The 12,703-nt window shown below is 58.2% G+C and carries 10 protein-coding genes and 1 other annotated feature; of the genes, 8 read left to right on the top strand and 2 right to left on the bottom strand.

What is annotated here, in order from left to right:
- The first annotated feature begins 104 nt into the window (after positions 1–104).
- The 4 genes from dnaX to htpG all read left to right on the top strand — a co-directional run bounded on the left by dnaX (position 105) and on the right by htpG (position 5,139).
- Positions 105–2,174, top strand: coding sequence for a DNA polymerase III subunit gamma/tau (gene dnaX, locus FJW00_RS06290; RefSeq protein ID WP_140923302.1), 2,070 nt, complete (start codon positions 105–107; stop codon positions 2,172–2,174).
- Positions 1,516–1,577 (top strand) — a sequence feature (DnaX frameshifting element). (Overlaps the previous gene by 62 nt.)
- 55 nt (positions 2,175–2,229) lie before the next feature.
- A complete protein-coding gene (locus FJW00_RS06285; RefSeq protein ID WP_009091641.1) occupies positions 2,230–2,562 on the top strand; it encodes a YbaB/EbfC family nucleoid-associated protein in 333 nt (110 codons plus the stop codon).
- A complete protein-coding gene (recR, locus tag FJW00_RS06280) occupies positions 2,562–3,167 on the top strand; it encodes a recombination mediator RecR (RefSeq protein WP_046101370.1) in 606 nt (201 codons plus the stop codon). The genes FJW00_RS06285 and recR overlap by 1 nt, the downstream gene beginning before the upstream one ends.
- Positions 3,168–3,264: 97 nt before the next feature.
- Positions 3,265–5,139: a molecular chaperone HtpG gene (gene htpG, locus FJW00_RS06275; protein WP_140923301.1), complete on the top strand. Its 1,875-nt coding sequence runs from the start codon at positions 3,265–3,267 to the stop codon at positions 5,137–5,139.
- A gap of 295 nt (positions 5,140–5,434) precedes the next feature.
- Here htpG and FJW00_RS06270 read toward each other — a convergent pair whose 3' ends face one another.
- Positions 5,435–6,304 (bottom strand): LysR substrate-binding domain-containing protein, encoded by an 870-nt coding sequence (locus FJW00_RS06270; RefSeq protein ID WP_009091634.1) that lies wholly within the window; start codon positions 6,302–6,304, stop codon positions 5,435–5,437.
- Positions 6,305–6,491: 187 nt separating this feature from the next.
- On the opposite strand from FJW00_RS06270, the gene FJW00_RS06265 reads away from it, so the two are divergent.
- The 4 genes from FJW00_RS06265 (at position 6,492) to FJW00_RS06250 (ending at position 10,557) form a co-directional block, all read left to right on the top strand.
- Positions 6,492–7,367 (top strand): DUF6024 family protein, encoded by an 876-nt coding sequence (locus FJW00_RS06265; RefSeq protein ID WP_140923300.1) that lies wholly within the window; start codon positions 6,492–6,494, stop codon positions 7,365–7,367.
- 113 nt (positions 7,368–7,480) lie between these two features.
- Complete coding sequence (gene adk / locus FJW00_RS06260; protein WP_009091630.1) at positions 7,481–8,125, top strand: adenylate kinase; 645 nt, start codon at positions 7,481–7,483, stop codon at positions 8,123–8,125.
- Between the two features lie 113 nt (positions 8,126–8,238).
- Positions 8,239–9,198: a ferrochelatase gene (gene hemH, locus FJW00_RS06255; protein ID WP_058956355.1), complete on the top strand. Its 960-nt coding sequence runs from the start codon at positions 8,239–8,241 to the stop codon at positions 9,196–9,198.
- A 57-nt stretch (positions 9,199–9,255) separates the two neighbouring features.
- On the top strand, positions 9,256–10,557 hold the full coding sequence (locus FJW00_RS06250; protein ID WP_058956354.1) for an inosine/guanosine kinase: 1,302 nt from the start codon (positions 9,256–9,258) through the stop codon (positions 10,555–10,557).
- A 62-nt stretch (positions 10,558–10,619) separates the two neighbouring features.
- Here FJW00_RS06250 and ybaL read toward each other — a convergent pair whose 3' ends face one another.
- Positions 10,620–12,314 (bottom strand): YbaL family putative K(+) efflux transporter, encoded by a 1,695-nt coding sequence (gene ybaL / locus FJW00_RS06245; protein WP_009091623.1) that lies wholly within the window; start codon positions 12,312–12,314, stop codon positions 10,620–10,622.
- Between the last annotated feature and the right edge of the window lie 389 nt (positions 12,315–12,703).

Raw genomic sequence — 12,703 nt, 5'->3', positions numbered from 1 at the left:
ATAACGAGTGCCAGGCAAAAGCGTAGCTGATAGACTACTGCAATCTTATACAGGGGTTGCAGAGCGTCTGCGCTCATCTTTCCATCCAACTTCGTCGAATCCACATGAGCTATCAGGTACTTGCGCGAAAATGGCGTCCCCAGGCTTTTGCTGATGTTGTCGGTCAGGAACATGTTCTGACCGCGCTGGCGAATGGATTGTCTCTGGGACGCATCCATCATGCTTATCTCTTCTCCGGCACCCGCGGCGTCGGGAAAACCACCATTGCGCGTCTGCTGGCCAAAGGCCTTAACTGCGAAACCGGTATCACCGCGACCCCCTGTGGTCAGTGTGATAACTGCCGGGAAATCGAGCAGGGCCGCTTTGTCGATCTGATCGAGATTGACGCCGCATCACGCACCAAAGTTGAAGACACCCGCGATCTGCTCGACAACGTGCAGTACGCCCCGGCGCGTGGCCGCTTCAAAGTCTATCTGATCGATGAAGTGCACATGCTGTCGCGTCACAGCTTCAATGCGCTATTAAAGACGCTGGAAGAGCCGCCTTCACACGTTAAGTTTTTACTGGCCACGACCGATCCGCAGAAACTACCGGTGACCATCCTCTCGCGCTGTCTGCAGTTTCACCTCAAGGCGCTGGATGTCGATCAAATCCGTCAGCAGCTTGAGCATGTCCTGAAGCAGGAACAGATTGAGAGTGAAACCCGTGCGCTGCAACTCCTGGCACGGGCTGCCGATGGCAGTATGCGCGATGCGCTGAGCCTCACTGACCAGGCCATTGCCATGGGGCAGGGGGCGGTGACCAGCAGCACGGTCAGCGTCATGCTTGGCACGCTGGATGATGAGCAGCCGCTGGGGCTGCTGGAGGCGCTGGTCGAGGGTGACGGTCAGCAGGTGATGAACCTGCTGAGTCAGGCGGCGTCTCGCGGCGTCGAGTGGGAGGCGCTGCTGGTAGAAATGCTGCGGCTGCTGCATCAGATTGCGATGGTGCAACTGCTGCCCGCCTCACTCAGCGATGATGACGAGAGCAGCGCACTTCGTTTGCGGGAACTGGCCCGGGTGGTACCGCCCGCCGATCTGCAGCTCTACTATCAGACCCTGCTGATGGGGCGCAAGGATCTGCCGATTGCGCCCGACCGCCGCATGGGGGTGGAGATGACGCTGCTGCGTGCACTGGCATTTCATCCGAAAGCCGCCGTGGCGGAACCCATTGCGCGTCCCGCATTAACCGAGCAGATGTCACCAGTGGCCCCGGCACAGCGATCGGCTGCGGGATCGACATCAGCGGCACCAGCCGCCCGACAACCGGCCACGCCGTCACCGGCCGCTGCGACACCGCCGCAGACGGCACAGCCACAGCCGCAGCCAGCCGTAACCCCGCAGCCGGTTGCCGCGCAGCCACAGATGGCGGCACCCGACGCGGAGCCACCGCGTTCGCCGCCGCCCGATGCCGCACCGGACAGCGCGCTGTCGAGTTCCACCAGCCAGCTCCTGCAGGCGCGCACTCAGTTGCTGCGTCAGGGAGCGAACAAACCAAAAAAGAGTGAGCCGGCGGCGCCAGGTGCGCGGCCGGCCAACTCCGCGCTGGAGCGGCTGGCTTCCGTTACCGAGCGCAGTCAGCAGCGGATCCGCGATCGCGAGCCTGCCACGCCGGTAAAAGAGGAAGCGTACCGCTGGAAGGCGGTGAATCAGACGGAGGAAGTGGCGGAGCCGGTGGCGACGCCAAAGGCCTTGCGTTCTGCGCTGGAGCATGAGAAAACCCCTGAGCTGGCGGCGCGTCTGGCGGAAGAGGCGCAGCAGCGCGATCCCTGGGCCGCAGAAATCGCTCTCCTGCCGCTGCCGAAGCTGGTTCAGCAGCTGGCCTTAAACGCGTGGAAAGAGGTGACCGAAAGCGGCGTCTGCCTGCATCTGCGCAGCAGCCAGCGGCATCTTAATTCAGCGTCGGCGCAGCAGGTGTTAAGCGAGGCGCTGAGTCAGCACGCCGGGCAGAGAGTTGAACTCTCGGTAGTTGAAGACGATAATTCATCGGTGTTGACGCCACTGGAGTGGCGTCAGGCCATTTACGAAGAGAAACTGGCGCAGGCGCGTCAGTCGATCACCTGTGATACCCACATCCAGACGCTACAGCGATTTTTCGATGCCGATCTGGATGAGGAGAGTATCCGACCTGTTTGAACACGCTGCTGCTATCGTCACGATAGCGTTGTAGCCTTAGCTGAGAGAGAAAACTATGTTTGGTGGTAAAGGCGGATTGGGCAACCTGATGAAACAGGCCCAGCAGATGCAGGACAAAATGGCCAAAGTTCAGGAAGAGATCGCCGCGCTTGAAGTGACCGGTGAGTCCGGTGCTGGCCTGGTAAAAGTCACCATTAACGGCGCGCATAACTGCCGTCGCGTGGAAATCGATCCCAGCCTGCTGGAAGATGATAAAGACATGCTGGAAGATCTGGTTGCCGCAGCGTTCAACGATGCCGCACGTCGCATTGACGAAACCCAGAAAGAGAAGATGGCTTCTGTCTCTTCAGGCATGCAGCTGCCGCCAGGCTTTAAGATGCCATTCTGATGCAAACCAGCCCACTGCTTGAATCATTGATGGAGTCGCTGCGCTGTCTGCCCGGCGTGGGGCCGAAGTCGGCTCAGCGCATGGCGTTTCAGCTGCTGCAGCGCGATCGCAGCGGGGGCATGCGGCTGGCACAGGCGCTGACCCGGGCGATGTCGGAAATTGGTCACTGTGCCGATTGCCGCACCTTCACCGAGCAGGAAATCTGCACGATCTGCGCCAACCCACGGCGTCAGCAGAACGGTCAGATTTGCGTGGTGGAAAGCCCGGCGGATATCCACGCCATTGAGCAGACCGGCCAGTTTGGCGGTCGCTACTTTGTCCTGATGGGCCATCTCTCGCCGCTCGACGGGATCGGTCCGGCCGACATCGGTCTGGATCGTCTGGAGCAGCGTCTGGAGAGTGAAACCCTGCAGGAAGTGATCCTCGCCACCAACCCGACGGTGGAAGGTGAGGCGACCGCGAACTATATCGCGGAGCTCTGTGGCCAGTATGGCGTCAGCGCCAGCCGAATCGCGCACGGCGTGCCGGTGGGCGGTGAGCTGGAGATGGTCGATGGCACCACGCTCTCCCATTCACTGGCGGGTCGCCAGAAGTTTAAATTTTAATCACTTGCCGGTGTTGTGACAGACACCGGCTTGAAAATCCCCCCGTCATCCCCACATCAACCTCAACGTTTGTTCAACCTGTTTTGTTGAGGTAGCAATGACCATGAAAGGACAAGAGACCCGTGGCTTTCAGTCGGAAGTAAAACAACTTCTGCACCTGATGATCCATTCTCTCTATTCAAACAAAGAGATTTTCCTGCGTGAGCTGATCTCCAACGCCTCGGATGCGGCCGACAAACTGCGCTTCCGCGCCCTGTCAGATTCCAGCCTGTATGAAGGTGATGGCGAGCTGCACGTTCGTCTCTCTGTTGATAAGGACAACCGTACTCTGACGCTGAGCGACAACGGTATCGGTATGCGTCGTGATGAGGTGATTGAGAACCTCGGGACTATCGCCAAATCAGGCACCAAATCTTTCCTCGAATCCCTGGGTTCTGACCAGGCGAAAGACAGCCAGCTGATCGGTCAGTTTGGTGTGGGCTTCTACTCCGCCTTTATCGTGGCGGATAAAGTGACCGTGCGCACCCGTGCCGCGGGCGCCTCAGCCGATGAAGGGGTTTTCTGGGAGTCAGCAGGCGAGGGTGAATATACCCTGGCGGAGATTGAGAAAGCCGACCGCGGGACCGAGATCACCCTGCATCTGCGCGAAGGCGAAGATGAGTTCCTGGATGTCTGGCGCGTTCGCAACATCATCAGCAAGTACTCCGATCACATCGCGCTGCCGGTTGAGATCGAAAGCAAAGATGAAGAGAGCGACACGACGCACTGGGAGAAGATCAACAAAGCCCAGGCGCTGTGGACCCGCAACAAATCTGATATCAGCGATGAAGAGTACAACGAGTTCTACAAGCACATCGCTCACGACTTCAGCGATCCGGTCGCGTGCAGCCACAACCGGGTGGAAGGTAAGCAGGAATATACCAGCCTGCTCTACATTCCGGCGCGTGCGCCGTTCGATATGTGGAACCGCGATCAGAAGCATGGCCTGAAACTCTATGTGCAGCGCGTCTTTATCATGGATGACGCTGAGCAGTTTATGCCGAACTACCTGCGCTTTGTACGTGGCCTGATTGACTCCAGCGATCTGCCGCTGAACGTTTCCCGTGAGATCCTGCAGGACAGCCGCGTCACGCAGAGCCTGCGCGGTGCGCTGACCAAACGTACCCTGCAGATGCTGGAAAAACTGGCGAAAGATGACAGTGAGAAGTATCAGACCTTCTGGAAAGAGTTCGGTCTGGTGCTGAAAGAGGGCCCGGCAGAAGATCACGCGAATCAGGAAGCGATCGCGAAGCTGCTGCGTTTCGCGACCACCCAGAGCGACGGCGCGGCACAGACCGTTTCGCTGGAAGATTACGTCAGCCGCATGGTGGAAGGTCAGGAGAAGATTTACTACATCACTGCTGACAGCTATGCCGCTGCCAAGAGCAGCCCGCATCTGGAGCTGTTCCGCAAAAAAGGCATTGAGGTGCTGCTGCTCTCCGATCGCATCGACGAATGGATGATGAGCTACCTCACCGAGTTTGACGGGAAAACCTTCCAGTCAGTGAGCAAAGCGGACGAGTCGCTGAGCAAGCTGGCCGATGAAGAGACCGAAGAGCAGAAAGAGGCGGAAAAAGCGCTGGAGCCGTTTGTTGAGCGGGTGAAAAATCTGCTGGGTGAGCGCGTGAAAGAAGTACGTCTGACTCACCGTCTGACCGACACACCCGCCATTGTCACGACCGACGCCAACGAGATGACCACGCAGATGGCGAAGCTGTTTGCCGCGGCCGGACAAGAGGTACCGGAAGTGAAGTACCTGTTCGAAATCAACCCGGATCACCCGCTGGTGAAACGTGTTGCCGATACTCAGGATGAAGCACGCTTCGGTGAGTGGGTTGAGCTGCTGCTGGATCAGGCACTGCTGGCTGAGCGCGGCACCCTTGACGATCCAAACCAGTTTATCCGTCGCATGAATCAGCTGCTGACGGCTTAAACCCTCAGACCGGTATTTTCACCGGTCTCAGTCGGCTGATAAAGCCAAAGCAGGATGATTCTGACCGCAACGCCTGCACCCGCTGCGCAGGGGACACGGTCAGAAGAGGAAAGCGTCCCGCGCCAGGGATGGCGCGGGTCGAGCGTGTCAGGGATGACGGCTTTTGCGTCTTTCCGATCTGACCGTGTTCCCTGTGCTAACTCGATCTGACAGCAGAGCAGAGCCGAGCAGAGTAGAGCAGGGCAGTTCAGAGCAGAGTCAACAACATCAAGCCGGTGATCATCACCGGCTTTTTTTATGGCTGTGCGGCATCCCGCAGCCAGTCCCGAAACAGGGTGATCTCGCTGTCGTCACGGCGACTCTGCTTCGTCATCATCCATGTTGCCCGATCGGTCGGGACAAAGCCGAGTGGGGCGATCAGCGATCCCTCCTCCAGCTCCCGCCGAACCAGCAGACGCGGCGCCATCAGCACGCCCAGACCACTGCGTGCCGCCTGAATAGCCAGGGTCAGCGTCTCAAAGTGCTTACCGCTGCTGAAACGGCCGCTGACCCCTGCCTTTGAGGCCCACTCTGACCAGGCGTGGAGACGGGTATCCGCATGCAGCAACGGCATTGCCGATAAATCTTCGCCCACCCGCAGCTGTGAAGCGAAATGCGGGGCGCAGAGCGGTCCAATCTCATCCTCGCTCACCAGCATCGCGTCAATATCGGGTTCAGGTGATTCACTATGGCTGAGGATTAGCACATCCACATGCTCGCTGCGCAGTTGAGGAACCTGAGCCAGCGGCTGAAAGTGAACCTCAATTTCCGGATAGCGCTGATAGAAGCTGGAGATGCGGGGGATCAGCCATTGCGATAAAAAACTGGGGGCACAGGAGATGCGAATCTGCTGAAGCAGACCGGTGCGGATATTTTCACAGCTGCTGCGTAATTCACTGAATGCCTGCTGACAGCTCAGCAGCAGACGGTCGCCATGTGCCGTCAGCTTTACGCGGCCATTGGTGCGGACAAACAGCGGTTTGCCCATCCAGCTCTCCAGCTGGCGAATCTGATGGCTGATAGCACTGTGTGTGACGTGCAGATGTTCAGCCGCCACGCTGAAGCTGCTGTGCAAGGCTGCCTGGTGGAAATAGTGCAGCGCTCTCAGTGGCGGCAGTCCGTTCATCCTTATCCCCTGTGCAAAAATCTAACAGGGATTGTCAATTTATATCATTTTAAAGTCCAGCCGCATTGGCCTACTCTACAGGACAAATTCTGGCGGGTTGACTCATCCTTATATCTGTGACTTTCCACAGCTATTCCGCCTGGCTTCACCTGCGTTCACGCCACACTATTATTCAAGCGAGACTGCCATGGCAAACGGCCCTTTATCCTCTGAAACGTCTGAAGAGGCGCGTCATCGGTTGCGCCTGGCGCTGTCACGTTATTATAAACTTGAGCAGTTTGACCTCTTCTTTACCCCCTCACTGCATGTGGCTCAGGTGCTGCTCTCTCAACTGTTTCTGCGCCAGGAGCAGACGCGCAATCAGACCCGCTACGCCTCACACTATCCGGTTACCGAACTCAGCGTTCTGCCCGCGATCCCCCTGATAGCCGGTAACATCACGCTGGTGCCGCACGTCGACTTACCGGATGGCCGGGTGCGCCCGCTGCGGGAGTGCCAGCGCCACGGCGTGACGGAAGCGAGCGAGAGCTTCGCCAGCGTGCTGCATCACAAACTGATCGACGAAGCCCATCTGTTTGTGACCCGACTGGATCGGCATGCGGAGATCTGCAGCGATCTGGTGCTGGTGGCGCTAAGAACGCACAACTTCAGCACCCTGGTACGCAGTGAACTGCGTCTGTTTGAACAGGGGCTGGCGCTGCCCGCCATCGACGAGGCGCTGCATCGCCTCAACGATCCGCAGTGGCGGCCTTACAATGCCGCCACCGTCGATGCGCTTTCACTTTCAGGGCCGCTGTCGCTCAACTCCAGCCATCAGCCCGGTCTTCCCTTTGCCAGCTTTACGCTCCCGGCACCGCTGTTCGCCAGGCTGTCGGACGCCGATGACGTGGTGAAGTGGCCGCAGCAGGCGCGGCTGCAGCTGAATGCCAACGTGCGTGGCAGCGGTAAAAAAAGCGTGAATATGACCCATTATCTGAGCCGCCGGCTGCAGTATTTGCTCGGCACCGGCATGAAATCTGAAAAAGCGTCAGGCAGACCAGCCGGGTCTGGTTTCGCGCCATAAAGCCAGTAAAGTAGCCCTGAGCGATCCGCGCCCTTCCTTGTGATGAGCGGGTCATAATGGTATGTTCTTCGCCTTCAAGATAGATCAATGCGATTCGCAAGGGGATTTACGCAATGCGTATTATTCTGCTCGGAGCTCCGGGCGCAGGTAAGGGGACTCAGGCCCAATTCATCATGGAGAAGTACGGCATTCCGCAAATCTCCACTGGCGACATGTTGCGTGCAGCAGTTAAAGCAGGCAGCGAGTTGGGCAACCAGGCGAAAGCCATCATGGATGCTGGCAAACTGGTGACCGATGAGCTGGTGATTGCGCTGGTTAAAGAGCGTATCACCCAGGAAGATTGCAAAAACGGTTTCCTGCTGGACGGTTTCCCGCGCACCATTCCTCAGGCGGATGCAATGAAAGAAGCCGGGATCACCGTTGATCACGTGCTGGAGTTCGCTGTACCGGACGAACTGATCGTCGAACGTATCGTGGGTCGTCGCGTGCATGCGCCATCTGGCCGCGTCTATCACGTCACCTTCAATCCACCGAAAGTGGAAGGCAAAGATGATGTGACCGGTGAAGAGCTCACCACGCGCAAAGACGATCAGGAAGAGACCGTGCGTAAGCGTCTGGTGGAATACCATGAGATGACCGCGCCGCTGATTGCTTACTACAGCAAAGAAGCGGAAGCGGGCAACACCGCCTATCACAAAATCGACGGCACCCGTAAGGTGTCCGAAGTGAGTGCTGAGCTGGCTAAGATTCTGGGCTAAGCTCACCGGGGCCGGGATTACCGGCCCCTTTTGCAGTAATTGCTTTTACCTCCCACTAATTCCGCTACAATTTCCCTGTTTTCACGCATCCCCGTTGTTATCAAGGAACTCCAATGAGGCAAGATAAGCCCGGCGTGTTACTGGTTAATTTAGGTACGCCAGACGCCCCTACCACACCTGCTGTTAAACGTTATCTGAAACAGTTTTTAAGCGATCCTCGCGTGGTCGATGCGCCGCGCTGGCTCTGGTGGCCAGTTCTCAATGCCGTCATTCTGCCGTTTCGCTCACCGCGCGTATCGAAGCTCTACGCTTCGGTCTGGATGGAAGGGGGATCGCCGCTGCTGGTCTATAGCCAGCGCCAGCGCGACGCCCTGGCGGCCCGCGTCGATATGCCGGTCGAACTCGGTATGAGCTACGGCAATCCCAGCCTCAAAAGCGCCGTGGATAAGCTGATGGCGCAGGGCGTGACCCGCCTGATTGTGCTGCCGCTCTACCCGCAATTCTCCTGCTCCACCGTGGCGGCGGTGTGGGATGGCCTGACCAGCGTCTTCAGAGCGTATCGCTCATTGCCTGAGGTGCAGTTTATCCGCGACTACGCCGAGCATCCGGCCTATATCGCCGCGCTGAAAGCCTCTGTCGAGCAATCCTTTGCGCGGCACGGCCAGCCCGATCTGCTGGTGTTATCCTTCCACGGCATTCCGCAGCGCTTTGCCAACGAAGGTGATGACTATCCGCAGCGCTGCGCGGATACCACAGCGGCCCTGGTGAAAGCGCTCGGCCTGCGTGAGGATCAGTACATGATGACCTTCCAGTCGCGTTTTGGCCGTGAGCCCTGGCTGATGCCCTACACCGACAAAACGATGGAAAGCCTGCCAGCGAAGGGGATTAAACATGTTCAGGTGATGAGCCCGGGCTTCTCGTCAGACTGCCTGGAGACGCTGGAGGAGATCAGTGGTGAAAACTGCGAAATCTTCATGCACGCCGGCGGCGAAAAGTTTGAGTACATTCCCGCACTGAACGCCGATGACGCGCACATCGACATGATGGTGCAACTGGTCAACGCACGTCGTTAAAGCAGAGGCGGAGAGTGTGATATCATTCTCCGCCTGTTTTTCCAGACGGCACTCCCGATGAAATTTCCCGGCAAACGCAAATCTAAACACTACTTTCCCGTCAGCGCACGCGATCCCCTGTTACAGCCGACTCAGACCGACGTTGATGCGGGCAGCTGGGTGGTGGGTATCGACCAGACGCTGGTGGATATCGAAGCAAAAGTCGATGACGCTTTTCTGTCACGATACGGCCTGAGTGCCGGGCACTCACTGGTCATCGACAATGATGTCGCGGAAGCGCTGTACAGCGAGCTGATGCGTGACGGGCTCATCACCCATCAGTTTGCCGGTGGCACCATCGGTAACACGCTTCATAACTTTTCGGTGCTGGCCGATGATCGCTCGGTCCTGCTGGGCGTGATGTGTAACAACATCCAGATTGGCGGCTACGCCTATCGCTACCTCTGCAACACCTCAAGCCGGGTAGATCTCAACTTCCTTCAGGGAGTGGATGGCGCGATCGGTCGCTGCTTCACGCTGATTGGCGAGCATGGCGAGCGCACCTTTGCTATCAGCCCCGGTCAGATGAACCAGCTCCATCCGGATAGTGTGCCGGAAGACGTAATTGCCGGGGCCTCGGCGCTGGTTCTCACCTCCTATCTGGTGCGCTGTGCCGAGGGTGAGCCGATGCCGCAGGCAACGCTGCGCGCGATTGAGTATGCCAAACGCCATCATGTGCCGGTGGTGCTGACGCTGGGCACCAAACATGTGATTGGCGACAACCCTCAGTTCTGGCGTGACTTCCTGCGTGACCATGTCAGCATCGTGGCGATGAATGAAGAAGAAGCGCTGGCACTGACCGGGGAGTCCGATCCGCTTCTCGCCGCGGATATGGCGCTGGAGTGGGTGGATCTGGTGCTCTGTACCGCTGGCCCAATCGGGCTCTATATGGCGGGGTACACCGAGGAAGAGTTCAAACGCAAAACCAACCATCCGCTGCTGCCTGGCGCGATTGCGGAGTTCAATCAGTATGAGTTCAGCCGGGTGATGCGCCAGCAGGATTGCCAGCAGCCGCTGCGTGTCTTCTCGCATATCGCGCCTTATATGGGCGGCCCGGAGAAGATCATGAACACCAACGGCGCGGGGGATGGGGCGCTGGCGGCGTTACTGCATGATATTACCGCCAACACCTATCACAGTCTGAACGTGCCCAACTCCAGTAAACATGCGCGTCCTTATCTGACCTACTCGTCGCTGGCGCAGGTGTGTAAGTACGCCAACCGTGTCAGCTATCAGGTGCTGAACCAGCATTCGCCGCGTTTAACCCGTGGACTGCCGGAACGCGAGGACAGCCTGGAAGAGTCCTACTGGGATCGGTAAAGCGGGTCGCGACAGGATATAAAAAAGGCCCTTCTGAACAGCAGGGCCTTTCTGAACAGCAATCAGCGTACTACATCACAGGGCTGTAAATCCTCGCCCTGCGTCATCTCATCCTGCAGGATCTGCAGCATGCTGCTGGCGATCTCACGCTCACCCATCACGACGCGGGATGCCCCGCGTTCCATGATGTATTCCACTTCATCGTCGTAGTGGGCGCGGGCAATAATCTCAATGTTCTGGTGTTTTTCACGCGCGGCGGTGACCACTTCACCCGCCTCATAGCCATTCGGGATAGTGAGTAATAGCCAGCGGGCGCAGTCCAGTCGTGCCAGTTCCATGGTTTCAGCGCGGGCCGCGTTGCCCAGCACCGCTTTGATACCCTGCTCGCGCAGCGCTTCGACCCGCGGACGGGAGTTTTCAACCACCACCAGTGGCACATTCGCCTCCAGCAGCTTCTGACCAATCAGGCTGCCCACCCGGCCATAACCAACAATCACCGCGTGATTGCAGAAATCGACCGGAATCTGCTTCTCTTCTTCGATGGCCTCTTCCAGCGTCTGCTCTTCCATGGTTTCGGTTTTCGCCAGAAAACGCTCCAGCAGGGTAAACAGAATCGGGTTGAGCATAATCGACAGAATAGCGGCGGCCAGCACCAGGTTGCGCCCCTCATCGCTGAGCAGGCCGAGTGAGATACCCAGACCCGCCAGGATAAAGGCGAACTCACCGATCTGCGCCAGACTGACCGAAATGGTCAGCGCCGTGCGACGCGAATGGCCGAGCAGTGACACCAGCAGCCAGGCGGCGACTGACTTGCCGACCACAATAATCACCAGCGCACCCAGCACGGCCAGCGGCTGCGTTACCAGAATGGAAGGGTCAAACAGCATCCCCACCGAGACGAAGAACAGCACCGCAAAGGCATCGCGCAGCGGCAGGGTATCGCGTGCCGCGCGGTGGCTCAGTTCGGACTCGTTGAGCACCATACCGGCGAAGAACGCACCCAGCGCAAACGAGACATCGAAAAATTCAACCGCGCCAAACGCGATACCCAGCGCCAGGGCTAACACGGCCAGGGTAAAGAGTTCACGTGAACCGGTCGCCGCACTGCGGGCGAGGATCCAGGGCACAGCCCGGCGTCCCACGACCATCATCAGCACCATAAAGGCCGCCACTTTGCCGATGGTCCACAGCAGATCCCAGGCCAGCAGGCCGGCGCTGGCGTTGCCCTGTTCCATCATGCCGGCAATCGCAGGCAGCAGCACCAGCGTCAGCACCATTACCAGATCTTCAACAATCAGCCAGCCAATCGCAATCTGCCCGCGCTGGCTATCGATCAGCTGTCGCTCCTCTAACGCGCGCAGCAACACCACGGTACTGGCGGTAGAGAGGCAGAGGCCAAAGACCAGGCCGGTCATCCATGACCAGCCCAGCGTCCAGGACAATCCCATTCCCAGTAAGGTCGCGACGGCGATCTGCGCGATGGCACCGGGAATGGCGATCGACTTTACCGACATGAGATCTTTCATTGAGAAGTGCAGGCCGACACCGAACATCAGCAGGATAACGCCGAGTTCAGCCAGTTCAGGGGCCAGGTTGGTATCGGCAACGAAACCGGGGGTAAAGGGGCCGGCCAGCACGCCGGCCATCAGGTAACCGACCAGCGGGGAGATACGCAGGCGATTCGCCAGCATCCCAAGGAGAAATGCCAGAACCAGCGCTCCGACAATGGTAGTGATCAACGGGGTGGTGTGATGCATGCCTGTCTCCTTGTATGCAAATGTATCCGCTTGTAACAAACGAGTTTAATGTAAAATCACACCTTCCGCTGAGCAATTTGCGGGAATAGCGTAAAAAAACCGGAAAAAAAGCCAATTACACAATCGGAAGGCCATTTCTGCTCATTATCAGCAATACTGGCTGAATTTGCGGTTCAGCCAGAGCAGGATAAATAAAAATTATCATGAGTAAATGCCGGCAGTCTGACGCAAATAGCCGGTAAATGGCCTCTCAGAGCGGCTAAAGCCCGCCAGCCCCTCTTTTTGCAGGAGTAAACAATCAGTTAACAATAGAGCGAACGGCCGGTTGAGGTGACGCTGGCAGACAGGGAGCCTGCGATACGGTGCCCGCCCCCGGTTCTGCTGGCGGC

Origin of the sequence: Pantoea anthophila, from assembly GCF_006494375.1 — a bacterium.
In the GTDB taxonomy this organism is placed as follows: Bacteria; Pseudomonadota; Gammaproteobacteria; order Enterobacterales; family Enterobacteriaceae; genus Pantoea; species Pantoea anthophila.
The sequence above is the reverse complement of the archived record's forward strand: the minus strand, read 5'-3'. Positions and strand labels throughout refer to the sequence as shown.